The sequence below is a fragment of the Halopiger aswanensis genome (assembly GCF_003610195.1).
GTDB lineage: Archaea > Halobacteriota > Halobacteria > Halobacteriales > Natrialbaceae > Halopiger > Halopiger aswanensis.
Genome location: NZ_RAPO01000002.1, coordinates 1,269,855 through 1,294,779 on the forward strand (window position 1 = coordinate 1,269,855; position 24,925 = coordinate 1,294,779).

The window sequence follows — 24,925 nt, forward strand, 5'->3', positions numbered from 1 at the left end:
ATGCGGCTCGTATGAACCGCATCGATCTCGAGGGCGGGTTCAGCATCCACGACTACCGGGCGAAGCTGAAACTCCTGAACGATTCCGGAGCGACGCGCACGCTCGAGAACCGACAGGAACTGCGCTGTCCCGCGTGTAACCGCCCGTTCGATCGACTGTTCGTGAGTGAGCGAGCGACGGCGACGTTCGAGACGGCACCGGATCGCCCGTTCTGTCTCGCGCGGACGGACGAGAAACTGCTTCTGCTAACCCACTAGTCGGGGATCTGCGGGTCCGGATCCGGGGTAGAACCGAACCGCGACCGAACCCAGTTGCTTACAGCGCCGTAATCGTGATCCCGTCCGGCTGGAGGACGATACCGACCTCGCCGGTGCCGCGCTGGAACGTCTCCTCGTGGGCCGCGATATCGTCGACGCCGGCGCCGACCTCGAACTGGTCGGCGTCGGGCAGACACTCGAGGGTCCGCTGTTCGTCCTCGTCGAGCTCGAAGTCCTCGAGGAACAGAATTTCCTCGTTCGATCGAACCCGAACCCGGATAAGCGCCGTTCGGGGGAGGTCGTTTTGGACGACGACGGAGCCGCTTCCGCCGTTGGAGACGAGATTCCGGGCGTTTCGCGCAGCCTGTTGGAGTTTTTGTGCGGCCGGCTGGAGGGCCGTCATCCCGCTCATCCGTTCTTGTAGTTCCTGAAGGTCGCCCGAATCCGTCCGGTAGCCGACGACGACCGCCCCGACCAGCACGACACCGAGCAGCGACGCCGCGAGAAGTGGGAGTCGAGAGCCGTTCAGGGAAATAGTATCCTGAACCGACCCGACGACCCCCGGCGAGTCGTCCGCTGCCGGTTCGACGGTCGTCGTGTCCCGAACGGAATCATCGTCCGTCGTGACGCCGTAGGAATACGTCCCCGTTTCTGCCGGATCGACAGTCCCCGAAAGCGTCCGTTCGTCGTCGGGCTCGAGCGAGACCGACTCGGTCGCAATCGATTCGTCGTCGAACGTAAGCGTCACGTCCTGCGTCCCGGCGGCACCGCCCGTGTTCCGAATCGTTGCGGTGACGGCAGGGGTCGTGCTGTCGGAGCCCGAATCAACCGACACGGTTTCGATCTCGAATCGCGATTCGTTGTCCCGGATCTCGACCGTCCGCACCTCGCTGGCGTGGGTCGTCGACGCCTCGAGATCCAGATTCGGCGGTGCGTCCTCGGTGACGTCGAACGTGACCGTTTCCGTGAACGACTCCGACGGCGCCAGCGGTGCCGAAGCGGTATACGTGCCGTCGGACTCGACGGCATAGGGGTTCTGGGCCTCGATCGTCAGCGTTTCCTTCCCCGGCGTCTCGCCCCGGTTTTCGACGGTAACCGTCGCGGTCAGCTGGCCGTTTCGCGCAGCGGGATCGGTTATCTCGTCGAACGTAATGGCGGTTTCCTGTTCGAACTCGACCGGCGTAACTCCCGCCGGCGTTTCGATAGTGGCGTTCGCGACTGGCGGTTCCGATTCACTGAGGTCGTGTGTGAACGTCGCGTTCGCCGCTGACGAGCCGGTGAGCGTGATATCCTGTTGGTCGACGACGGTTCCATCAGCCGTGAGATTCGCGGTGAACGCTGTCTCACCGCCCGGAAGATCGCCGCTGTACCAGAAAACGGCCGAAACATCGAACGTATCGCCGAAGCCACCGATCGTCGTATCCGTGACCTCTGTACGAATGTTGTGGTCGTGTTCTAACCGAGAGAGCACCGGTACCGTCGTCGACGCCGAATCGGTCGGACTCGAGACGCGAACGTCGACTTGCGGGACGTCGTCGCGGTCGGTTTCGTACGTAAACGTTTCCGTCGTCGTCGCGTCAGGCGCGAGCGTGACGACGTTCGTTCGAACTTCGGTCCCGTTGATCGAGAGCGTGATCGGATAATCCTGTGCACCCTCCGGAACGGTCCCGAAGCGATCGAGATGGGCAGTTACTTCAAGAGCGTCGCCTTCAACCGTGCCCCGCGTCTCGAGGTCGACGACTGCGGCGCCCGCCGCACCGATAGTGATGTCCGCGGCGTCGGAGTGACCGTCGATAGCGAGTTCGACCTCATCGATCGTGTGATCACCACGACTGGTTTCGTACTCGAAGACTTCGCTGATCTGTTCACCGGCGCCGATGTCGATCGTTCGAGTGACCGTTTCCTGCGGTGTCCCCGAGTCGAGCAATCGCAGGGTCACGTCCCGTTTGCTGCTGCCCCACTCCCGGTTCTCGAATTCTGCGGCGATCTCGATTGTCTCACCTTCATCGACATCGGTGACGTTCTGGATCGTCGGTCGAACGTCGGTTTTCTTGTACTCGGGGTACTTAATCGACGTTCCGTTAACGACGACGTTCGTCCCGCCGTCTTTCGTTTTGACGTACCCGTCGGACCGATCGACGATGATGGTATCCTCTATTGAACCGCTATCGCTGAGTACGACGAGATCCGTTCCGTTGTTAATCCGGGCAATTGGAGGGCCATCGTCGCCGACAGTTGCAACGGTCCCGTCTTCCGTCTGGACGACCGGGTAGTCGTAGTCACTATCCTTATCGACGACGAGTCGCTCCCCGTCATCCGCAGTCTCGACGTACGGCTCGGATGGCATTCGATCTGCAACTGCGGCCGTAACAACGTGATCATCCTCGAGTCGGACGACGACATCGTCTTCGTCGGGCGTATCTGCGTTCGGCTGACTGAACGCGGCGGATCGGAGCGACTGTTCCTCGCGTGTAGTAAGGTCGGACGATCGCTGGGATACTGACTCCAGGACAGCGGGCTGAATCGACGGATCAGCGTCGACGGCAGCGGTGCTCGAAAAATCGGACGTTTCGGAGACGGTTCCGGGACCGATTCCGGCGAGACCACCGAGCAGAATACCGCCGACGATTACGAGCGAGAGGAGTGATAAGGTACGTACTGCAGAAACGGACGAAGATGAAAAACGAGTGCGGAGGTGACGCCCACGCAGGCGCGCAGTGGGAACTCCCAGTTCGGCCAGAAACGACGGCAAAGAGCCGATCAACGCGCGGATAATCGAGGTCACGTACATTAGGGCGGCACCAGTCTGTGGGAAGCGTTTGAGTGGAAGCATAATATACTCTCTGGCAGAGACTTTCAGTTCGTGGGAACTGTTGTCCCGACGGCCGACGCGCTTTTCACGTATTGGTGTGACGGTATCGTAAAGATGCCAACGGGTCCTGAACGTGCGCTTGGTAATTCGAAAACCGAGCGCCGCTGCCGTCGTGATCGAGATGCCACGACAACGAAGACGGCTTCTCAGTCGACGCTGAGCCGACGACAGACCCTCGCCGGCATCGGAACGCTTGCACTCGGTACAACTGCGGGCTGTTTGAACTCGGTGACCTCGCTTACCGGCAGTCGCGTTCCAGTCGAACCGGAGGCGCCGGCAAACTGGGACGACGAACAAGGAACAATCGTCGATACTGCCGAGAATCCGGACGAACGGGCGGCGACGGCCGGCGAACTCTACTTCCTCCTCGAGGAGAACGATATCACCGTCGACGAACTGTACGAGGATACTGGGTCCAACGATCTGATCCTGTTCTACGAGTCGGACGCGGAGTCTCCGGGAGAATCCGACGAAGAAATCGGGTTAATCTATCGAATTTTCAAGGACGGGTTCATCGCACGGGGCGGTGATGTCAATTATCTGTACACCGAGGTCGTTCCCGAAAGCCGGTTCGACGGACAAGTCGGCGGCTGGGCGGTAAACTCGCAGTGGGCCGAACAGCACGCAGCCGGCGAGGCGAACCCGCTCGCGGTGTGGAACAAGATTGCGGATACGAAGGTATACGACGACGAGGAGTCCGCAGGTGGGACGGACGCGAACGAGACGAGCGACGAGACAGCTACTGAGGAGTGATATGGGTGAACAATCCCTCGCAACCAACTGGGGACGAACGCGAACGTCCCACTGTCGAACGAGTACAGACGGAACTACTGCAGATTCAGCGAGTCGGACAGTCGGACCGAATCCAACGGCAACCGATCGGCGGCCCGCGTCGAACGAGTGATCCAGCAACATGACGCTATTCGAACTCGAGCGCAACGTCGAATTCGAGCAACTCATCGAGCACTTAGAAGGTAGCTCGAACTCGAATATTCGACGTCGGTCGGCGGAAATACTCGGTAGTCTGGAGTCCGAAGCCGGTGGGAACCGGTACCCGCGGGACGAAGTCATCGACGCGCTCGTCGACGCCTCACAGAACGACGACGCCGACGAGGTCCGGGCGGCGGCCATCGACGCGCTGGATCAGTACGGCCAGGACGCCCTCGAGCAGTTCATCGGCGAGATATCCGGCCAGGATCTCGACGAAATCGCGGAGTGGAAGAAGGCCAAAGTGCTGGCTCGCGGTCTGCAGGCCGATCGGCCCGAGTTGCGGATGGCCGCCGCCACGGGTCTCGGACGGATCGGCGAGGACAACGTAGTCAGAGCCCTCGTTAATCAACTGGACGACTCGGATCCACGCGTTCGGAAACGAGTCGCACGCGCGCTCGGGCGAATCGAATCGCCCGAACCCGTGCCGGCGCTCTCGAAAAAGCTCCACGAGGATCAGTACGGCGTTCGGGTCGAAATCGCGTACGCGCTGGCGGATATCGGGACGGACAACGCCCTGCGGGAACTGGTCGACGTCGCCGACGACGAGGACGAGACGGTTCGTCGGATCGCCGTCGACGCGCTGGGACGACTCGGCAGCGTCGAGGCAGTCGAGATTCTCGCGGGCGCGTTGCGCGACGAATCCGATTCCGTTCGGCGGACGGCGATGTTCTCGCTCGTGCAGTTGCTCTCCGAGGCGCCGGCCTCGGCCAGCCACAAGGTTCGCGAGAAGATCGTCGGCGAACTCGAGCAGGCAAACGCCAGCGAGGCGATCGAGCCGCTGATCGAAATCCTCGATCGGAGTTCGGAGACCGCACAGCGACGCAACGCGGCGTGGCTGCTCGGTCGGATCGCAAACGAGGAGTATCGACAGGCCGCTCAGGACGCCCTGATCGAGACGCTGGCCGACGAGGACGAGATGACCTCGAAGTTCGCCGCGACGAGCCTGTCGCTGTTGGAAGGTGGCGACTTAGAGCAGCGGTTGCTCGATCTGGTCGAAGACGACATCAGGGACGAGGAGATGCGCGTCAAAGCGCTGTTCGTCCTGGGGAAGATCGGCGGCGAACAGTCTCGCAACCGACTCTCGTCGTTCGTCGATCGAACGGAGAGCGACCGACTCCGGAAACGAGGCTTCTCCGCGCTCTCGAAACTGGGCGGCGCTGGCGCGATGAGTGGTGACTTCGCATGAGCCGATCCGAACAGAAACTCGCGGACGTCACCGGCAAGTTCACGCAGGTGATGCGCGACGGGCGCAAGCTGTCCGATACCAACTGGTCGAACGGCCGGATCGTCCTCTCGAACAAGCGACTGGTGATCGCGAGCAACGACGGGAAGACGACGGTGCCGCTCTCGGAGATCAACTCGATCAAGGGCCGCTACGACGTCAACCAGACGGTCGCGAAGGTCTCGGACTACATCAGCATCAACACCGGCGCGGACGTCCACCTGATCTCGATGGCCGAGGTCAACGAGTTCGAGCTCCAGATCCAGAAGGCCATCCTCGACGGCGAGATCGTCCTCATCAAACATCCAGCCGTGAAAGGCGGCGTCGTCCAAGATACCAGCTGGAGCAAGGCCCGCGTCAAGGTCGACACCGGCGTCGCGAACTTCGCCGTCGAGAACGGCTCGTTCGTCCAGATCGAGGTCGACGACGTCGGCACGGTCGAAAGCGAGGAGCGGACGATCCTCTCGAAGGAACGGCCGGTCATCGAGGCCGAACACACCGAGGACGGCTCGAGCGTGCAGACGTACCTCTCGGGCGGCCCGCAGAACTGTGCGGTCCTCAAATCGGTGCTGGACAAGGGTGCCGAGAAGAACGCCTCGCAGATCGACCTCTCCGGAAAGGAAGAGGAAGTGCTGATGGCGATCTACTCCGGTGTCTCTCCGTTCGAAGTGCCGGAGTTTCTCGACATCGACACGGACGAGGTCGAGGAGATCTACGAGCGACTGATCGAACTGGACGTCCTAGAGGAGGTACGGGTTCGGCGGGAGGTCGCGTTGAAGCCGCGCGGGCGTAACATCGCGAGCGAAGCGATGAACAGTAAGTAGTACAGCGGTTGCGGTGTCGTTACGGTACTGATTCTCGGTTCTCGAAGCGCTGGCTACACAGCTATTCGGGCTGCTCGAGACGATCGTTCAGCGTTTGGCGAAGGAAGAAGACTGACTTCAGTAATAGCGTCGTATCGATAGTCGCATCAGATTGTGTCCGTTCCGCAGTTGATTGGCCGTACCGCTTCGATTATTCTTCCTTGAGGTAACTCACGTCGCGCTCGAGCTCGTACCCCTGTGGGACGCCGACGTTCTGAAGACAGTCGTCGCAGAGCGGCTTCGCGTACGATTTGTTGTGAGTTTTGCCGAGAACGTTCGCATCGTCCAGCGAGATGAGTTCATCACAGCGGCTGCACTCGACCTTGGTGCCGTCGACGATATTCATGCGGAAAGTATCGTCGGAGGGGCCAGATAAGTATCCCGGCCGACGGTAGGAAGCGAAACAGCACGATCGGGGTTCGGCCACCAAAGCTAAATACTCGGTATCAATATCGGCCACTAAGTTTAAATCGTATAGTATTCGGCGAATAGAGTTAAGTAATGTAAATTTCGGCAAGTAGACTTAATAACAGGTAGTCAGAACGTGTCTTCACTGCCCCGGCAACAGCCGGGTGCAAGACCAATACATGTTCGAACACACAGACGGAGACCGCGGTCAAGTGGGGATCGGTACCCTCATCGTGTTCATCGCGATGGTGCTGGTCGCCGCGATCGCCGCAGGCGTCCTTATCAACACGGCTGGCATGCTGCAAACGCAGGCCGAAGCCACCGGTGAAGAATCGACAAGTCAAGTGAGCGATCGACTCGAGATCGTGAGTACGTCGGGTACTGTCACTGACAATAACGTCACTGACATCGAGTTCGTGATGGCAATGGCGCCCGGATCGAACCCGATCGACCTCAATAAGACGACAGTCCAGTTTATCGGAGCAGGTGGTGAAGAGAGTCTCGCAACGCAACACGACGAGGAAGGAGTCACTATATCAAACATTCAGGGTGTGTCGGACCCTGAGACTAATCCTGTCCTGACAGACAGCAGTGACCGTCTCAAACTGAATGTTTCTCTAAATGACGCTAATGTTAACAGGGACGAGATAGGCTATCCTGAATTAGAAGAAGGAGATCGTGTAGCGGTCACCTTCACAACAGACTCTGGCGCGACGACACAAGAGGAGATCCGTGTCCCAACGACTATTACGAACGAAGATAGTTCCGTGAGGCTATAACAATGATGAGTAACGAATCAGCAGATCGAGGTCAAGTCGGTATTGGGACGCTCATCGTGTTCATCGCAATGGTGTTAGTCGCCGCGATCGCCGCAGGCGTGCTGATTAACACTGCCGGCATGCTGCAAACGCAAGCTGAAGCGACCGGTGAAGAAAGTACGGACCTCGTTTCCGAACGAATCGATGTGACCAGTGAAGTCGGTATTGTCAATGATACCGAGGATCCGTCTAATCTCTCGTCGATTAACATCACCGTGACTGGTGCGGCCGGTGCTGGCGAGATTGACCTTAACGAAACGATCATTCAAGCCGTCGGTCCAAATGGACAGGAAACACTTACGATGAATCGCTCGGATAGAGCCAACGTAAGTGAACTGCAGAGCGGTGAGTTTGCAGTTCTTGATGAAGACGGTTCCTTTATGCCCTCTGATCAGGCTGTCCTCACCGAGGAGAATGATGATTTCACGTTAGTCATGAACCCAGATGAGGAGCCATTTGGTGACGAAAGTGCCACCTTCGGCGAAGGCGACGAGTCGTCGCTGAGCATTGTTTCGCCATCTGGTGCAACCACGGAGGTCGAACTCCGGGCACCCGATCTGTTCACCGACCGTGGCGGAGCAGTCCAACTCTAATTCGGCGGCCACTGATTAACCATATTTTTCAGGACGATTGAGCGGTAGCTGATTGCTCTCAAAGAGTTTTGACGAGTGAACAGTAGTGACAATCATTTACTCGATCGATTCGAACCTCCGATCAGCAACTCTACGGCAAATGGCCAGAGGGCTTTTAAGAATCTGTTACATCAAGAGAATACAATGGGGTTCAGTACGAGCGGCGCTATCATTGTCATACTCATCGGCGTTCTCGTCGCCGTCAGCGCCATCGTCCCCACAGTTTTCAACATTACCGGTACGACCGGCGACGCGTTTTCGGCGAAGAACGACCAGTTTCGCGAGCAAACGAACACGGAAATCGCTATCGAATCGTTCGAGACGGGATCGACTGCCGATGCAGTCGTCAACGTGACCAACGACGGCGCAAGGTCGCTCTCAGTTGAGCAAACTGACGTCGTGGTGAACGGCGAGTACTACCCGACGAACGCATCCGATACGGAGACGACAATCGTTACAAATGACAGTACGCGTCCGAGCAGCGACGTCTGGTTGCCCAGGACCGTACTGCAGATCGAGCTCGACAACGCGAAACTCGAGAGCGACAGCGAAATCACCGGCGACGGCGACCACGTCCGGATCACGACAGAAAACGGGATCGCTGCGACGGCCGAGATCAACGGAGGGGCCTGATAGATGTCGAGCGTCACGGCGACGCACTTGATTATGTTTATCGGCAGTCTCGTGATCGCGTCGGCGGTCGCGGGAACGGTGATCATGGAGGTCGATCAGGTGAGTAACTCGATCGAGACGCGGGGCTCGGCGGTCGCCGAGGAGATCGAAACCGACATCGCGATTATCAGCGATGAGTCGCAGTCCGATGCAATCGTCAACGGAAGCAACAATACCACGACGGTACTGGTGAAAAACATCGGCGATCGGGACGTCCCTGCGCACCCGAACTATGTCGACGTCCTCGTCGACGGCTCCTACGATCCCGTAACGAGCGTCGAGCGGGTCGACGCCGACAGCAATCGCTGGGCGCCCGGCGGAGTTGTCGAAGTCACCGCATCGTTTGGGGACCAGCAGGTCCAGAACGACACGGAGATCACCGTCATCGTGAACGGAAACGAGGACAGCATCGACATCTACGTGTAGTGAGACGAATGATCACGAGCACCCTTTCAGCCGCGACGGCGGCCGCGACCACACACAGGAGATGATAATGAGCATACTCGACGGAGACGACGACGAACTAGAGGACGAGAGCGCCGACGACGACCTGCTGGGCGGTGCCGACGACGGCCTGATGGGCGGCGAAATGGGATTCGCCGACGATGACGACGGCGGCTCCGACGACGAAGAGCTCTCCTACCGGCTCGACGAAATCGAGAAGGAGATCGACTCCCTCGAGGGACAGGTCGAAACCGTCCGCGGCGAAAACGAGAAGATCAGCGACTCGATCCAGACGGTCGAGCGGAACGTCGACCGGCTCGTCGATATGTACGAGATCGTGACGCAGGGGATCAACCCCTTCGTAGGTGATCAGGAGATCGGCGACGCGTTCGAAACTGCGACGGGCGACGGCGGCGTCTTCGGCGGCGACGATCCCGCCGACGATATCGACGACGATATCACGAACGCCGAAGCCGAAGACTTCCTCGACGACGACCTCGAGGAGGACGACGACGAGGACGACTTCGTCGCCGACGAGTTCGACGAGGGTGGCGAAATCGACGATCCGCTCGAGGAGGACGAGGACGGGTTCGACGACAGTTCCGAAGACGAGGCGCTCGAGGACGATCCGTTCGCGGACGAGTTCGACGACGGCTCCGAAGACGACGGTGAGCTTGGGTTTGACGAGGAAGACGAAGAACTAGCGGACGAAAACGACGATCTCGAACTCGAGGAGGAAGCAGCCGACCCTGAACCCGAGCCGATACAGACGGAGGTGGTGGCTGACCAAACCACGGATACCGAAGATACGACCCAGACAGGATCGGAGACGGCCGCGCTCGGCGAGAACGGGGAAATGGGCGACCCGCCGTATCTGGTTCGGCATCCGTCGCGAACCGACGCGGAACTCGTAACGATCGAGTGGCTACAGTACCTCATCGAGACGGCCGGGATGGACGGTGCGGCGCGGACGATCGCCTACTACGAGTCGATCGACTGGATCTCCGACCCCGTCGAAACGTACCTCCAGTCGCTGCTGAACGGATTCAGCGACGCGCCCGTGGCGGACGACGAGATCGAACCGCGGTCGGTACTCACCACCGACGAACACAAACGGAGCCTACAGTACATCGCGAATATCGCGACTCCGGAGAAAGCGACGGAGCTGTCGATCGAGCCGCCGGTCGAAGCCGACACCGCCGATCCCTCCGCGGAATAGCGGGTGGTCAGGAGGCCAGAAGTTTTGTATGGAGTGCATAAGTACGTAGCGCGTACCCGACGGTCCGCGCCGCCCGCGTCGAAGAGCCGGCAGCGAAGGCAGCGACGACCGACGAGAACGGAGATCTGGAACCTCTATGGGGATTACCGACCGCACCGCGGGAGCAGCCGACCTTACGAAGTCCATCATTCAGGCGTACGACGAGATGGAACTTCCCGCGAAGATCTATCTCCCCGCAATCCTGCTGCCGGCGGTGCTGATCTTCCTCGGGACGATCGTCGCGGCGGTCGTCGCCGATCTGTTTCTGTTGGCCCGACTGCTGCTCCCGGTGCTCGGGCTCCTGATCGTCCTGGCTGCGATCGGTTATCCACGACTCGCCGTCGACAGACGCCGCGTCGAGATGGAAAATCGGTTTCATCTCTTCGTGATTCACATGACGGTGCTGTCGACGACCAACATCGACCGGATGGAGGTTCTGCGCCAGCTCGCCCAGGAGGAGGAGTACGGCGAACTCGCGGACGAGATGCAACGTATCGTCGATCTGGTCGACGTCTGGCACCTGAGCCTCGACGACGCGTGTCGCCGACGCGCGAAGGCGGTTCCCAGCGAATCGGTCGCGGACCTGTTAGAGCGGATGGCCTACACGCTGAGCGCCGGTCAGGAGTTGGCCGAGTTCCTCGAGCAGGAACAGGACGTGCTGGTCGAGAAGTACTCGACCGTCTACAGGCAGTCGCTCAGCAACCTCGACGTGCTGAAGGACCTGTACCTCTCCCTGATCATCTCGACGACGTTCGCGCTGGTGTTCGCGATCGTTCTCCCGCTGCTGACCGGGAACGATCCGACGATCACCGTCAGCATCGTCATCGTGATGTTCACGTTCGTCCAGATCGGCTTTTTTTTCGTTATCAAGGCCATCGTCCCGGACGACCCGATCTGGTACCTCGAGGACGGCTACCGGACGACGACCAAGAAACTGCTGCTCGGCTCGACGGTCGTCGGCATCGGGGGGAGCGTCCTGCTGATCGGAATATTGTTGTGCATGTTCTTCGGCATCTTCCCCGGCACGGGGTTCGTGAAGTCGCTGCCGATGTTGCTGTACATGCCGATCGCGACGACGCCGCTGTTGATTCCGGGCATCGCGTTCTGGCACGCGGAGCGAAAGACGTTCGATCGCGACCGGGAGTTTCCGAACTTCATCCGCGCGCTGGGGACCAGCGAGAGCGCGAAGCAGAGCACGACCTCGGAGGTGCTGGCGACGCTTCGCGATCAGGATTTCGGGCCGCTCACGGAGAACGTCGACGACCTGTACCGCCGGCTGAACATGCGCCTGAGCACCGAGAAGTCCTGGCGCTATTTCACCGGCGACGCACACTCCTTTTTGATCCAGAAGTTCAGCGAGATGTACCTGATCGGTCGCGAGATGGGCGGCGGACCGAAGCGGCTCGGCGAGATCATCAGCCAGAACATGAGCGCGATCGTCAACCTGCGCGAGGAGCGAAAACAGCAGACGACGACACTCGTCGGCGTCATCTACGGGATTACGGCAGCGGCTTCGTTCGCGTTCTTCATCGGGTTGGAACTGGCAGCGATGCTCTCGAGTTTCAACATCGATACGCAGGGCCAGCTCATGGCAGGGTCGTTGATCCACACGGATCAGTACAACATCTACGTCCTGCGCTATCTCATCATCCTCGTGCTGATTTTCAACGCGTTCATTTCGTCACTGTTGCTCCGGGTGGCGGACGGCGGCCACTTCGGGAACTCCTACGTCCACTTCACGGCGCTGCTCTGGATGGGAGCGGTTACCGGCGCGATCACGGAGCGGTTGATCGACGCGATCATCACCGTCGACCTGTGACCGCGACCGAACGCCCGGCCGCAAGAACAATCAGGTGGCCGGCGGAACGAACGACGAGATGAAGCCGAGGCTCGAGCGACCACACGTGTGCCGCGACCGCGGCATCGAATCGATCCAGAGCGGTCTGTTACTGTTCGGGTTTACGCTCCTGCTCGCGCTGTTTATGGGGGCCGTGGTCTTTCTGAACGGCACCGGCTGATACCGCCGCGAGAAGAAAACGAACCGGCCGCGACCGTCTACTCGAGCGCTTCGAGAAGCTCCGCGAGGCTGCTCGACTCGTCGAGTCCGTGGTTGGCCATCGCGGTTCGAACCTGGGTTTCCGTGAGTTCCGGCGTGAAATCGGATTTCGCGAGCAGCAGGGAGGCGGCGCGGTTCGTCGGCGTGTTCCGCGAGACGTGGCGCGCGTACCAGAAGACGAGGCTGTTGAACGTTCCGACGACGTCGTCGGAGGTCATTCGGTGTCTGACGGTATCCTCGCCGAACCGCGAGACGATATCGATCGCAAAGCGCGTGTCGACGCGCTCGAGTTCGTTCGCGAGGAGCGTTCGGGCGGCTTCGGGACTCTGGATCCCGGTCCCGGCAGCGCCGCTGTGGGGATCGGCCGCTGCGGGTGCGGATTCGTTCGGGTCTGCATCCGTTGCGGGGGCTGTCTCCCTACCGGCGTTCGACCGGGACGCGGGGGCCTGAGACTGCGACTGGCCTTTGGTTTGGGGAAGCGACTGTGACGAGGCCTTCTGCTCGTCCGGGACGTTCGGCGGCGACCGATCCGCCGAGACTACGTATCGCCCGTCGTCGATCTCGTCTACGTACGGACTCTCCGTGAAATCGAGGTCATCGGGCGAGAGGGCGCCCCTTGCATCCCCCGACGATTGTTGTTCACTCGGGAGTACGGGCGGAACGTCGGCCTTCTCTTTGGGATCCCCTCCCTCGTTACCTGTTGTCATTAGCTGCCAACTCTAGACGAGTTTCACAGCGAATAGAAAGAAATCTTTTGATGACTTCCAGTAGTCTCTGCTGTGAACGAAAGTCCAAATAGCCATAATTACTTAATAGGTTGGTTCGTATAGCTTTCATCGATGACTACTCGTCGCAGCCCGTATCGAGACGAACATATCTGGTCTGGAGCGGTCACCAGCCTCGAGGGGCTGCGAGCAAACGAACGGCGGGGACGGTGGTGAGTACACGATGCTATTGTCCATAATCGGGAATTTACTCGGCGACGGCGACGAGCAAAACACCGACGGGAACGACGGCGGTTCCGGCGGTGGGAACGACCTCATGGGCGGTGACCTCTCGGGCAGTACGAGCGACGAGGGGCTGATGCCCGGCACGAACAACTCGAACGCCAGTGGCGACGACGATATCCTCGCCGACGGCAGCAACGGCGGCATGGGCGGGATGGACGACATGGGCGGCGATGACGACCTGCTCAGCGACGACGGCGGGATGGGCGGCATGGATATGGACGGCGAGATGTCGCTCGACGGCATGGACGACGGCGGGGGTGACGACGGACCCTCCAGCGAGCTCGAGTCCCGCGTCGAGGAGATCGAAAACAACGTCGGCTCGCTTTCCTCGACGGTCAACACCGTCCAGAGCGAGAACGAGAAGATCAGCGACTCCCTCGAGGAGATCGAGGAGGACATCCGCAAGCTGCTGGAAGTCTACGAGATGGTGACTCAGGGGGTGAACCCGTTCGTCGAGGGTGACTCCCTGAGCGACTCATTCGAGCACGGCAGCGGCGGCGGCAGCGCCCAGGGAACGGGCAACTTCGGCGACGAGAGCCTGTTCGACAGCGACGTCGAGGACGAGGAAGACGAGGAGATCGACGACGATATCGCCAACGCCGAAGCCGAGGACTTCCTCGACGACGGAATGGACGAGATGGACGACGAGGACGACCTCGAGTTCGACGACGTCGGGATGGACGACGAGTTCGACGAGATGGACGACGACGGTGAGGATGACTTCGAACTCGAGGACGGAGACGACGCGAGTGCCGGCTCCGACTCGGCCGACGGGGACCTCTCGTTCGACGAACTGAAATCCGAGTACGAGTCCGGCGACGCCGACTGGGACGGAGACGACGCGAGCGAGGCCGGTGCTGACGATACCGACGACGCCGAGGACCCGTTCGCGGAGGCAGACGACGCGGAGGGCGACGACCTCGGATTCGACGACGGGGCTGACGAGGGCGAGGACGAGCTGTTCGCCGAGGACGCCGCCGAGACAGGTGCCGCTACCGCCGAGACCGAGCCCGCCGCGACGATCGACGACCTCGAGAACGAGTCGACGAACACCGAGCCCACCGGCGACATCGCCTGGGACGACGGCGGCCGACCGTACCTCGAGTCGATCCCCTCGGAGTACGATACCCAGTTCGTCGTGATGGACTGGCTGGACTACCTCGTCAGCGAAGCGGGGCTCAACGGCGCCGCTCGAACCATCAAGTTCTACGAGTCGATTCGATGGGTGAGTTCGCCGGTCGAAGCCCACCTCCAGACGACGCTGAACGGATTCGGCGGCGGGCCGGACGTCGAGGAGCCGGAGCCGCGGTCGGCACTGGGCGTCAACCACAAGCGCAGTCTCTGGCGGATCAGTCAGATCAAAACGCCGGAGAAAGAACGGAAACGGTTCGAGGAGTGGCTAGCCCAGGAGGGGCTAGACGGTGCCGAGGGCGACTTTGCGGGCACCGAGGCGGACACGGACGAGGACGAACTCTCGATCGACATCGAAGGCGCCGAGGATGCGGCCGACGACCTCGAGATCGATTCGGCCGACGACGCTGATGACGAAGCCGATGCGGACGCCGGTGATGCCGACGAGCTTGATACTGGCGTCAACACCGGGAACGCAGGGACTGACGACGAAGCCGATGCAGACGGCGACTCGGGCGAAGAACTCGTCTACACCGCCGTCGACGACGTCGACGAGCCGGCGACCGACGGTGCCGACGCGAGTTCCGACGACGCGGACACGACCGCGACCGCAGACGCGTACGCGAACGAACCCGAGCAGGCCGAGCAGGTTGCCGACGACGAGTCCGGTGGGACGACGTTCGAGCACGTCGACATCGATCACGACGACGAGGCGGAGGCCGACACCAACGGCGCCCAGAAGATTCTCATCGACGAGTCGGGATCGGAGGACGACGCGAACGCAGCCTCGAGCGCCGAGACGAGTCGAACTCGAGAGGCCGCACCGGACGCCGGAACCGAGACCGACGCTGTCTGGACGGACGGCACGAACGCGACCGTCCTCCGCGAGAACCACAGCCGCGTCGCTGACGACGAATTTAACGCCGACAACGGTCAGATGATCTGGGTCGACTCGGACGTCGTGCTCTCGGAGGCCGGGGCCGACCTCTACAACACGGGCGGCTACGCTCGAGCGTCGGGTGCCGAGACGGCGGATGAAAACGGTGACGACTCGCTCAAACCGCTGTTCATCCCGGACGAGGACGGGAACCTGACGATCGAGCCCGTCCAGTTGCTCCTCGTCCACGACGACGAGACGGATCGGAGCTGATGCACTATGAGTAAGCTTAACAATATCTTCTCTATCGGGTTGGACGACCGCGACCGACTCAACAAGGAACTCGGTGGCGGCATTCCGACCGGCAGTATCGTTCTCATGGAAGGCGACTACGGGGCCGGCAAAAGTGCGATCTCCCAGCGGTTCGCCTACGGCTTATGCGAGACGGGCAAGTCGGTCACGTTCCTCTCGACGGAACTCGAGGTGAAGGGCTTTATCGACCAGATGGACTCGCTGAACTACAACGTCGAGGAACACCTCCTGTTCGAGAACATGCTGTTCCTCCACGGCGATCTCGACAGCGGGGGCGTCCTCTCCTCGAACACCGACGAGGACAACCGGCAGGATCTCCTGACGGATCTGATGGAAGAGGAGACGCTGTGGTCCGCCGATATCGTCATCATCGACACCTTCGACGCGATCCTCCGTAACGATCCGAAGTTCGAGGCGCTGGTCCGGCAAAACGAGGAGCGCCAGGCCGCCCTCGAGATCATCTCGTTCCTCCGCGATATCATCTCCCAGGGGAAAGTCGTCGTGCTGACGGTCGACCCCTCGACGGTCGGCGAGGAGGCGATCGGGCCGTTCCGATCGATCGCCGACGTGTTCATCGAACTCGAGATGATCGAAGTCGGGAACGACATCCGCCGCCAGCTGTTCATCAAGCGGTTTGCGGGGATGGGCGAACAGGTCGGCGACCGGGTTGGCTACTCGGTTCGGTCCGGAACCGGAATCGTCATCGAGAACCGGAGCGTCGCCTAAGACGGTGGTCGCCGCATGACGGAAATGGGGACGCCGAAGCCGTCGGACGAGCTTCAGGAAATAGCCGCGCGTCGGCCGCACCTCCGCGAGCATCTGAAGAAGTTCCGACAGATTACCGGCGAGTTCCCGATGTTGATCGACGAGCCGACGGCCGAACACGAGGTCGCGCACCCGAACGTTCTCTACCCGGTCGGCGGGCCGATTTACAGTCACGTCTACGGCGACGTCGGGACGAAGATGCAGTACTTCGCCGTCGAGCCGACGCTCTCGGAAGAAGAACAGGAGGTCTTCGAGAGCGTCAAAGACTCCCTGCTGCGCCGCAGCGCGACGAAGAAGGCCCCGGAGAAGGACGCCGAGTACGACGACCGGATCGAAGAGTTGCTCCAGGAGACGACCCACATCAAGGGCGAGGAGACGGACAACCTCCTCGAGGAGCTGAAGGTTCGGTTCCACCCCGGCATCGAGGAGGTGCCCCAGGAGACCTACGAGAACATCCGCTACCGCCTGAATCGGGATATCGTCGGATTGGGGCCGCTCGAGCCGATCATGCGCGACCCGGAGAACGAGGACATTCACGTGATCGGCCCCAACGAGTGTTACGTCGATCACGGCGTGTTCGGGATGGTCGAGACGTCGGTCGACTTCGGGACGCGAGAGGCGTTCGACCGCTGGCTCTCGAACATGGGCGAGCGGATCGGCAACCCGATGACCGACGCGGAGCCGATCGTCGACTCGACGCTGCCCGACGGCTCGCGTCTGAACGTGATCTACAGCGACGACGTGAGCGTGAAAGGGCCCAGCCTCACGATCCGTCAGGGCGACGAGGTCCCGCTTTCAGTGACTCAGATTACGAACTGGGGGACGCTCTCGCCCGAACTGGCCGCGTACCTCTGGCTCTGTCTCGAGAACGAGCAGACCGTGTTCGTCGTCGGGGAGACGGCGTCGGGGAAGACGACGACGCTGAACTCCATCATGTCCTTCATCCCGCGGGACTCGAAGATCTACACCGCGGAGGACACCGCCGAGGTGCTGCCGCCCCACGATACGTGGCAACAACTCCTCACTCGAGAGAGCCAGAGCGAGGACAGCGTCGACGTCGACATGTTCAAACTGGTCGAGGCCGCGCTGCGTTCCCGCCCCGAATACATCGTCGTGGGTGAGGTTCGTGGTGAGGAGGGTCGCATGGCGTTCCAGGCGGCCCAGACCGGCCACCCGGTCATGCTGACCTTCCACGCGAGCGACATCGTCTCGATGATCCAGCGCTTTACCGGGGACCCGATCAACGTCCCCGAGACGTTCATGGACAACGCCGACGTGGCGCTGTTCCAGAACCGCGTCAAGCAGGGCGACGACGTCCTGCGTCGCGTCACGTCGGTCCAGGAGATCGAGGGCTACTCCGAGCAGATGGACGGGGTCGTCACCCGCCAGGTGTTCTACTGGGACCCCGTCGAGGACGAGATCGTCTTCCAGGGGATGAACAACTCCTACGTGCTCGAGGACCAGATCGCGACGCTGCTCGGCTACGCGGAGACGCGGGACATCTACGACGACCTGCGATTCCGCGCCGACATCATCGAGCGGATGATCCAGGAGAACATCCTCGAGTACCACGAGGTGAACTCGGCGATCGAGTCGTTCCAGCGCGACGGCGTCGAAGGGCTGCCGTTCCACATCACGCGGCCGGACTAACGGTGCGACCGCGACTGACGAACCGACTACCAGCACCGACGGCGATACCTAAATGCTAAGACAATTCACGAGAGATGAGAGCGTATGACTGAGGACGTCGTCGCCGATTTCACGGGGCGGTTCTTTTTCAATCGCGGCGGTTCGGGGGATGGGACGCCGTTTAACGGACGGATTATCACGACCGAAAAGCGAGTCGTGCTCGTGACCGAGGACGATAAGAAGACGATTCCGCTCTCGCGGGTCATCGACGTCAACGTCGGCTCCGTCCCGAGTCACGTCAGGCAGTTCTTCGACGACACGGTGACGATCGGCTACAAGACCGACGAGGGGACCCGCAGCGCGGTCATCGAGAGCCGCGGCGAGTCGGTCGAGGAGTTCGTCTCGCTGCTGTTTCGCTGTCTGCTGGACGGCCGCAAAGCCGCCGTTCGCCATCCGGCCCGCGTCGGCGGCCGCGTCAAGGACACCTCGGTCGTCCCGGGACGGATCGGCATCGACGACCGCCGGATCACGGTCCGCTCGAAGGCCGGTACCTTCAGCTTCGACGTCGAGACCGTCATGGAGATCGACCGAACCAACAAGATCGGCGAGAGCGACGACCGCGTGACGCTGGTCGTCAAACACATCGATCGCGAGTCCGGACTGACCCAGACGTCGCTGATCGCCCCCTCGAAGAGCCAGTACGTGAACCTGCTCGCCCGGTTCCTGCGCCTCGAGTTCGACGAACTTCGCGAGGAGGTCGCGGACCTCGAGCTCTCGAACCCCGAAAAGCGGGTGCTGGTCGGGATCCACGCGACCGGCGGCGACATCGACTTCACCAACATGTTAGACGGCGATCCGACCTACGTGACGAACGTCCTCAACTCGGTCCAGCGGAAGGGACTGATCGTCGAGAACGGCGGCGATATGTCGCTGACGACGAAAGGACGGATCATCGTCAGCGAGCGGATCGAGGACGTCAACGCGGGCGGGACGCTCGATCAACTCGATCGGTAGAAGCGCGGTTCGGATCGACCGCAGCGAGGGGAATCACGACAAAGCGAACGGCGAAGCCGCGAGCGATCCGACGGAGGAAAAGTCCGGCGAGCTTACCGGTCGAACAGTTCGTCCGGATCGATGCGCGTGTTCTGGGAGTTCTCGACGAGTAAGTCGGCGAGCGCCTGCTCGAGTTCGTCCCGTCGCGGCAGGGCGAGCATCTGGCAGGTAAACACCTGGTCGCTGTCGGTCTGGATGCTCGAGTCGAGCATGAACGCGTGATCGTCGGTTTCGGCGATTTTCGAGGTGATCGGGCTCATGATCGACGAACCGGTGTCGGCGACGAACTCCGGGGGCTGGTGCTTGATCTCGGCGTCTAAGACGTTCGCCCAGCCGTCGATGAAGCCGCTGGTCATGATGTTGCCCAGTTCCTTCAGCGCCTCCTGTTCCATGCTGCCCCACTGTTCGTCGGTCTCCATCGGGACCAGCGAGTCGACGACCGCCCGTCCGGAGGGCTGGTCGAACAGGATCACGAGGTAGCCGCCGAGTTTGCCCTCGAACTCCATGACGTTGCCGACGTAGCGCTTGTTGCCGACCTCGCGCGGAATGTCCTCGATCGGCACGAGCGTCAGCCGGCTGACGTTGACGTTCGTGTCGATGCCGGTCATCGAGGTGATGTTCGTCGCGGCCTTCTCGGCACCCTCCTTGGTCATGTCGGTGAAGACCTCGAGTTTCTCGAAGGAGATCCCGTCCTCGGCCCGGGGCGTGAGCGCACGCTCGAGCGAGGTGGAATCGGGAACCAGCAGAATGCGGAAGTCGACGGGTTCGTTGACCGAGCCCTGCGAGGCTTCGACGCGGCTGCGGAACACGAGCAGGTGGGTGTCCTCCTCCGTCGCAGATTTGGGCAAGACGTCGACGCCGGTGCCCTCGATGTAGTCCGGCGGCGAGTTCTTGATCTTGGCGTTCAAGTAGTTCGCCCAGCCGTCGACGAAGCCGCTGGACATGATGTTGCCGACTTCTTTGATGCTGCTCTTTTTCTTCTCGGGGTCGTCGGCGGGAACGAGTTCGTCGGTGATCGCGCGTCGGCCCCGTTCGTCGAACGCGAGGACGACCTCGCCCGAAATTTCGCCGCTTAGATCGATGTTGACGCCGGCGAATTCCGTGCCGATGAATTCGTACTGCAGGTCCGACGCGGACATCAGCGAGACGTTGGTCACCTGTACGTTCGTGCTGATTCCCGTCAACTGTGCCAGCGATTCGGCAGCCGACTGTGCGCCGTCGTGGGCGAGCTCCTGAAAGGTCTCGAGTTCTCGAATGTCGATTTCCATGGCGACTTACCCAGCGACGATGCTGTTGAGTTCCTCGAGCACGCTCTCCTTCTGGAAGGGTTTCGTGATGTAGCCCTCGGCGCCGGCCTTGATCGAGTCTTTCATCTGCTCGGCCTGCTCGACGCTGGTGCACATGACGACCTTCGCGTCCGGATCCATGTCCGTGATCTCGTCGGTCGCCTCGATTCCGTCCTTGATCGGCATGACGATGTCCATAAAGACGATGTCCGGCGATTCTTCCTGGTAGAGTTCGACGGCTTCGACGCCGTTTTCGGCTTCCCCGACGATGTTGTGGTCTTCTTCGAGGATTTCACGGAGGAGATCCCGCATGAACCCAGAATCGTCTGTAATCAGCACGTCCATGAACGGTCCAATACACCAAGATGACTTAACGATACTGCCCGAATGAACTACTTCGTTACTGGGTATAGGGCCGAGAAAATAGTGGAGTAGGGAATCGTGTGTCACTGAAACGACGAATCATCTCGAGCGGACGGCAGTAAACCGGTTCACCTTGCACATGCGCGCGTACGAAGGACTATATATTTATTGGCCGTCGCATCGGCTGATCGACTGCGACCGAGTACGGAACGGCAGCCGGTAATCGCAGTGATCGGCGGCGATCGGGTGCGCCTCGAGAAGACCGGAAGCGAACGGCGACGGCGATGACGAAAACAGTTCGGCGATTACAGCGTTTCGACGTCCAGAATCATCACGACTTCCCCCTCGCCGAGGACGGAGGCGCCGCTGATACCGGGTGCGCCGCTCAGGAGCCCTTCGAACGGTTTGATGACGACCTCCTCCTGACCGACGACGTCGGAACAGCGCAGATAGACTTGCCTGACGGTGTCTTTGATCCGGATGACCATGTCGTCCTCGGACGCTTCGGCCGCCGGCACGTCGAGGTGGTCGCGAAGCGAGAGCAGCGGGTAGACGCGATCGTCGTGCGTGATCGCGGGCCGGCCCTCGACGGACTCGACGGTCACGTCCTCGAACTCGGAGATCTCGTCGATGTTCTTGATCGGGACGCCGTACTGCTCGTCGCCGACGGTGACGAACAGCACGCGGACGATGGCGACGCTGACCGGCAGCGTGAGCGTGATGGCCGTCCCCTCGTCGGGTTCGCTCTCGACGTTGATCGAGCCGTCGACGCCGCGGACGACCTGATTGACCACGTCCATCCCGACGCCGCGGCCGCTGACCTCGGTGACCTCTTCGGTGGTCGAGAAGCCGGGGTGGAAGATGAGATCGTAGACTTCGGAGTCGTCGAGCACCTTCGCTTCCTCCTCGGTCTTGATCCCCTTCTCGACCGCCTTCTCGCGGATCCGATCGACGTCGAGTCCGGCGCCGTCGTCCTCGACGGTGATCGAGACGCGGTCGCGCTCGCGCTCCCCGACGAGTTTGATCGACCCTTCGCGGGGTTTGCCCTTCTTCTCGCGCTCCTCCGGGGATTCGATCCCGTGGTCGACCGCGTTCCGGATGAGGTGCATCAGCGGGTCGCTCAGTTCGTTGAGGATGGAGCGATCCATCTCGATGTCGACGCCCTCCATCTCGAAGTCGATCTCCTTGCCCTGATCGCGGGAGATGTCGCGGACGACCCGCGGGAAGTTCCCGACGATCTTCTTCAAGGGGACGAGGCGGATCTCCAGCACCGTATCCTGCAGGCTCGAGGTGATCTTGCCGTGTTCCTCGAGTTCGTCCTCGGCCTCGACGAGGTCGTGTTCCTCGATGATCTTCCGGAGCTTGATCCGGCTGGTGACCATCTCCTCGACCTGGTTGTAGAGTTGGTCGATCTGCTCGACGTCGACGCGGATGGATTCGACTTCCTGGGTGCCGTGGGAGGCGCCGGAGCCGCGACCGCTGTCGTCGTCCTCGCTCGCGTCGTCGTCCGCGTCGGAATCGGCGTCCGCCTCCGCCGCGGCGAGGTCGCCGCTAAGTCCCTCGACGGCGACGGCGTCGACGTACCGGTTCTCGTCGTAGAAGCCGGCGACGTCCTCGCTCCCGACTGCATCGCCCGTGCGCAGGTACGCGTCGAACACGCCGCCGAACTCCTCGGACTCGAGCACGTCGTCGTCGGGGACGATTCGGGCGACGTCGTACTCGTCTTCGGTCGCGTCGAGGACGAACATCGCGTCGACGTGAGGCGAATCGTCGTTGTCGATGCTGATCGAGGCCCGGAAGAGTTCCTCGTCGTCCGCGAGATCGACGGCTTCGGTTAGCTCCTCGAGTGGCACGTCGTGTGCGTCGTCGGGATTCGAACCCGCGTCGCCGTCGTCGCTCGCGCTTTCGTCGGCGGCAGCGTCGGCGGCGTCCTCGCTTTCGGTCTCTCCCGCCTCGAGCGACGCGCGAATCTCCTCGATCGTCGCCTCCGGGTTCGTGTGGGTCTCCCCGTCGTCCGAAATCTCGTTGACCATCGCCTCGAGGTGGTCGACGCCCTCGAAGATGAGGTCCATCCGCTCGGGCGTGACCTCGAGTTCGCCGTCCCGGATACAGTCGAGCAGGTCCTCGATCGCGTGGGCCATGTTGCTCGCTTTCGTGTAGCCCATCACGCCGAAGTTGCCCTTGAGGTTGTGCGCGACCCGGAACACCGTCTCGATGGCGTCGGAGCTTTCGGGGTCGTCCTCCAAGTCCAGCAGGGCGTTGTTCAACTTCCGGATGTCCTCCTGGCTCTCCTGGACGAAGGTGCTGGTCGCGTCGCTCACGCGGACCACCCCCGGAAGGCGTTGACGACGCCCTCGGCGAGCCGATCCTTCGGCAGTACCATGTCGACGTCGACCCGATCAGCGGCGACCTTCGGCATCCCGTAGACGCGGGAGGTCGCCTCGTCCTGAACGATCGCCTTGCCGCCGGCCGCCTTGATCGCGGCCAGTCCCTCGGCGCCGTCCGCGCCCATGCCGGTCATGATGACGCCCGCGAGGTTTCCGGGGACCGTCTCGGCCGCGGTCTCCATGGTGACGTCGATGGCCGGTTTGACGTTGTGGCGCTCGGGGCCGTCGTCGTGTTCGACGGTCAGCCGGCCGTTGCGCCAGCCGGTGACGGCCATGTGCTTGCCGCCCTTCGCCAGTACGGCCTCGCCGGGACCGATCGTATCGCTCCCGGTCGCTTCTCGAATGTCGTACGCTGTTCGGTCGTTGAGGCGTTTCGCAAAACGCTCCGTGTAGTGATCTGCCATGTGTTGGACTACCAGAATTCGTAACCCTGCTCGCTCGGGAAGTTCGGAGAGGACCCGCTCGACGACGCGCGGGCCGCCGGTCGATGCGCCGATGACCAGCGTCGGGTCGTTCGGAAACTCCGCAGCGACGTCGATCGTCGACCCGGCGGCGCCGGCGCCGGCGCCGGCACCGCTGCCGGAGTCAGCCCCCGTATCGCGGTTCGACGCCGTCGATTTCGAGACGTCCGCGCTCGCAACCGCTTCGACCTGTTCGACGATCTCGTCCTGTTTCGACCAGATATCGACCGAGTTATCGCCCGACGGCTTCGCGATGAAGTCGACCGCACCGGCCTCGAGCGCGTCGAACGTCGCGTCGGCGTTTTTGGTCGTCTGCGAACTGATGACCAGCATCGGCGTCGGGTTCTCGGCCATCACCCGCTCGATCACCTCGTGGCCCGTCAGCCCGGGCATCTGAATGTCGATCGTCGCCACGTCGGGCTCGAGGCGGCCGATCATCGCGACCGCCTCGGTGCCGTTCTTGGCGCGGCCGACGACCTCGATGCCGCCGTCCTCGAGGATCTTCCCGAGGGTTTCGCGCATGACCGCAGAATCGTCGGCGATAACGGCTCGGACCATCAGCGGGCGAAACTGTGGCTCGGTCGGCGGAGTGTGATCGGCCCGGTCGCGGACGACGCCGGCGTCGCCTCGCTGTGGAGCGCGAGGTCGTCGGTGTCGTGGGTATCGGTGTCGCCGGTGTCGACGACGCCGGTCGCGGGTAGTGGTCGATCCTGCCGTGAGTTGCTGGTGGAGAGAGCGGTTATCATAGCTGGTCGTCGGGAGCGGTTGCCGATCCTGGCAGCTGGATCGACGCCGTCGACGGCGCGATCGCACTCGAGCGCGGCCGGACGACCGGCGGCGAAGTCGGGGACACCGACTTCGACACCGAGCTCGGGTCCGGATTCGGACCCGACCTCGAGTCCGACGGCAGCCGAACTGCCGGGACGGCCGCCGTCGGGACCGTCCGCTCGAGCGTCCACACACGCGCGTGTGGTATTGTCGACGGTCGATACGTTCACTGCCATGGAACTGGGTTGTGATGTTCGCCGCATAAAGAATTCGGCCGATCGAGTTATTTCCCGGTCGGATTCGCGGCTCGGAATCGACGAACGCCGTTTGGAATCCGTTCGCGGACAGTTTCCGAACAGTGACAGGTTCGACAGGTTGGCCGTGTGAATTA

23 protein-coding genes are annotated in these 24,925 nt (G+C 61.7%); 15 read left to right on the forward strand and 8 right to left on the reverse strand.

The genetic code is table 11. From position 1 onward, the window contains the following. Positions 1–11: 11 nt before the first annotated feature. Positions 12–257 (forward strand): DUF7385 family protein, encoded by a 246-nt coding sequence (locus tag ATJ93_RS13145; RefSeq protein ID WP_120245064.1) that lies wholly within the window; start codon positions 12–14, stop codon positions 255–257. 58 nt (positions 258–315) lie between these two features. On the opposite strand, the gene ATJ93_RS13150 is transcribed toward ATJ93_RS13145, so the two are convergent. Further along, a complete protein-coding gene (locus tag ATJ93_RS13150; RefSeq protein ID WP_120245065.1) occupies positions 316–2,604 on the reverse strand; it encodes a CARDB domain-containing protein in 2,289 nt (762 codons plus the stop codon). 753 nt (positions 2,605–3,357) lie between these two features. Here ATJ93_RS13150 and ATJ93_RS13155 point away from each other — a divergent pair. The 3 genes from ATJ93_RS13155 to ATJ93_RS13165 all read left to right on the forward strand — a co-directional run bounded on the left by ATJ93_RS13155 (position 3,358) and on the right by ATJ93_RS13165 (position 6,165). Further along, the gene (locus tag ATJ93_RS13155; protein ID WP_120245066.1) at positions 3,358–3,882 is read left to right on the forward strand and encodes a hypothetical protein; all 525 of its coding nucleotides are present in this window, start codon (positions 3,358–3,360) and stop codon (positions 3,880–3,882) included. 160 nt (positions 3,883–4,042) lie between these two features. After that, complete coding sequence (locus ATJ93_RS13160) at positions 4,043–5,305, forward strand: HEAT repeat domain-containing protein (RefSeq protein ID WP_120245067.1); 1,263 nt, start codon at positions 4,043–4,045, stop codon at positions 5,303–5,305. Beyond that, a complete protein-coding gene (locus tag ATJ93_RS13165) occupies positions 5,302–6,165 on the forward strand; it encodes a CheF family chemotaxis protein (protein WP_120245068.1) in 864 nt (287 codons plus the stop codon). The genes ATJ93_RS13160 and ATJ93_RS13165 overlap by 4 nt, the downstream gene beginning before the upstream one ends. A 190-nt stretch (positions 6,166–6,355) precedes the next feature. On the opposite strand, the gene ATJ93_RS13170 is transcribed toward ATJ93_RS13165, so the two are convergent. Next, positions 6,356–6,550, reverse strand: coding sequence for a hypothetical protein (locus ATJ93_RS13170; protein ID WP_120245069.1), 195 nt, complete (start codon positions 6,548–6,550; stop codon positions 6,356–6,358). Positions 6,551–6,791: 241 nt separating this feature from the next. Between ATJ93_RS13170 and ATJ93_RS13175 the strand changes: the two genes are divergently transcribed. From ATJ93_RS13175 to ATJ93_RS23695, 7 genes are all read left to right on the forward strand, one after another. Beyond that, positions 6,792–7,391 (forward strand): archaellin/type IV pilin N-terminal domain-containing protein, encoded by a 600-nt coding sequence (locus ATJ93_RS13175; RefSeq protein WP_120245279.1) that lies wholly within the window; start codon positions 6,792–6,794, stop codon positions 7,389–7,391. Positions 7,392–7,393: 2 nt separating this feature from the next. Then, the gene (locus tag ATJ93_RS13180; protein WP_120245070.1) at positions 7,394–8,023 is read left to right on the forward strand and encodes an archaellin/type IV pilin N-terminal domain-containing protein; all 630 of its coding nucleotides are present in this window, start codon (positions 7,394–7,396) and stop codon (positions 8,021–8,023) included. 183 nt (positions 8,024–8,206) lie between these two features. Further along, positions 8,207–8,695, forward strand: coding sequence for a flagellin (locus ATJ93_RS13185; protein ID WP_120245071.1), 489 nt, complete (start codon positions 8,207–8,209; stop codon positions 8,693–8,695). A 3-nt stretch (positions 8,696–8,698) separates the two neighbouring features. Further along, a complete protein-coding gene (locus ATJ93_RS13190; RefSeq protein WP_120245072.1) occupies positions 8,699–9,160 on the forward strand; it encodes a flagellin in 462 nt (153 codons plus the stop codon). Between the two features lie 67 nt (positions 9,161–9,227). Further along, the gene (locus tag ATJ93_RS13195) at positions 9,228–10,397 is read left to right on the forward strand and encodes a FlaD/FlaE family flagellar protein (RefSeq protein ID WP_120245073.1); all 1,170 of its coding nucleotides are present in this window, start codon (positions 9,228–9,230) and stop codon (positions 10,395–10,397) included. A 136-nt stretch (positions 10,398–10,533) separates the two neighbouring features. Beyond that, positions 10,534–12,255 carry an archaellar assembly protein FlaJ gene (flaJ, locus tag ATJ93_RS13200; RefSeq protein WP_120245074.1) on the forward strand — a complete coding sequence of 574 codons (1,722 nt, stop codon included), beginning with the start codon at positions 10,534–10,536 and terminating at the stop codon, positions 12,253–12,255. A gap of 58 nt (positions 12,256–12,313) precedes the next feature. Beyond that, on the forward strand, positions 12,314–12,454 hold the full coding sequence (locus ATJ93_RS23695; protein ID WP_170155570.1) for a hypothetical protein: 141 nt from the start codon (positions 12,314–12,316) through the stop codon (positions 12,452–12,454). A gap of 37 nt (positions 12,455–12,491) precedes the next feature. Here the strand turns inward: ATJ93_RS23695 and ATJ93_RS13205 are convergent, their stop codons facing one another. Further along, on the reverse strand, positions 12,492–13,199 hold the full coding sequence (locus ATJ93_RS13205) for a DUF7500 family protein (protein ID WP_120245075.1): 708 nt from the start codon (positions 13,197–13,199) through the stop codon (positions 12,492–12,494). 241 nt (positions 13,200–13,440) lie between these two features. Here ATJ93_RS13205 and ATJ93_RS13210 point away from each other — a divergent pair, with 241 nt between their 5' ends. From ATJ93_RS13210 to ATJ93_RS13225, 4 genes are all read left to right on the forward strand, one after another. After that, a complete protein-coding gene (locus tag ATJ93_RS13210) occupies positions 13,441–15,783 on the forward strand; it encodes a FlaD/FlaE family flagellar protein (RefSeq protein WP_120245076.1) in 2,343 nt (780 codons plus the stop codon). Between the two features lie 6 nt (positions 15,784–15,789). Beyond that, the gene (locus ATJ93_RS13215) at positions 15,790–16,548 is read left to right on the forward strand and encodes an ATPase domain-containing protein (protein ID WP_120245077.1); all 759 of its coding nucleotides are present in this window, start codon (positions 15,790–15,792) and stop codon (positions 16,546–16,548) included. A 15-nt stretch (positions 16,549–16,563) separates the two neighbouring features. Next, a complete protein-coding gene (locus ATJ93_RS13220) occupies positions 16,564–18,237 on the forward strand; it encodes a type II/IV secretion system ATPase subunit (protein ID WP_120245078.1) in 1,674 nt (557 codons plus the stop codon). An 84-nt stretch (positions 18,238–18,321) separates the two neighbouring features. After that, on the forward strand, positions 18,322–19,230 hold the full coding sequence (locus tag ATJ93_RS13225) for a CheF family chemotaxis protein (protein WP_120245079.1): 909 nt from the start codon (positions 18,322–18,324) through the stop codon (positions 19,228–19,230). A gap of 92 nt (positions 19,231–19,322) precedes the next feature. Here ATJ93_RS13225 and ATJ93_RS13230 read toward each other — a convergent pair whose 3' ends face one another. The 5 genes from ATJ93_RS13230 to ATJ93_RS13250 form a co-directional block, all read right to left on the reverse strand. After that, on the reverse strand, positions 19,323–20,537 hold the full coding sequence (locus ATJ93_RS13230; RefSeq protein ID WP_120245080.1) for a chemotaxis protein CheC: 1,215 nt from the start codon (positions 20,535–20,537) through the stop codon (positions 19,323–19,325). A 6-nt stretch (positions 20,538–20,543) separates the two neighbouring features. Continuing rightward, complete coding sequence (cheY, locus tag ATJ93_RS13235; protein ID WP_013881015.1) at positions 20,544–20,900, reverse strand: chemotaxis protein CheY; 357 nt, start codon at positions 20,898–20,900, stop codon at positions 20,544–20,546. A gap of 323 nt (positions 20,901–21,223) precedes the next feature. Further along, positions 21,224–23,248: a chemotaxis protein CheA gene (gene cheA / locus ATJ93_RS13240; protein ID WP_120245081.1), complete on the reverse strand. Its 2,025-nt coding sequence runs from the start codon at positions 23,246–23,248 to the stop codon at positions 21,224–21,226. Next, the gene (gene cheB / locus ATJ93_RS13245) at positions 23,236–24,324 is read right to left on the reverse strand and encodes a chemotaxis-specific protein-glutamate methyltransferase CheB (RefSeq protein ID WP_120245082.1); all 1,089 of its coding nucleotides are present in this window, start codon (positions 24,322–24,324) and stop codon (positions 23,236–23,238) included. Before cheB ends, cheA begins: the two co-directional genes overlap by 13 nt. Further along, the gene (locus ATJ93_RS13250) at positions 24,324–24,770 is read right to left on the reverse strand and encodes a hypothetical protein (protein ID WP_120245083.1); all 447 of its coding nucleotides are present in this window, start codon (positions 24,768–24,770) and stop codon (positions 24,324–24,326) included. Before ATJ93_RS13250 ends, cheB begins: the two co-directional genes overlap by 1 nt. Positions 24,771–24,925 lie beyond the last annotated feature (155 nt).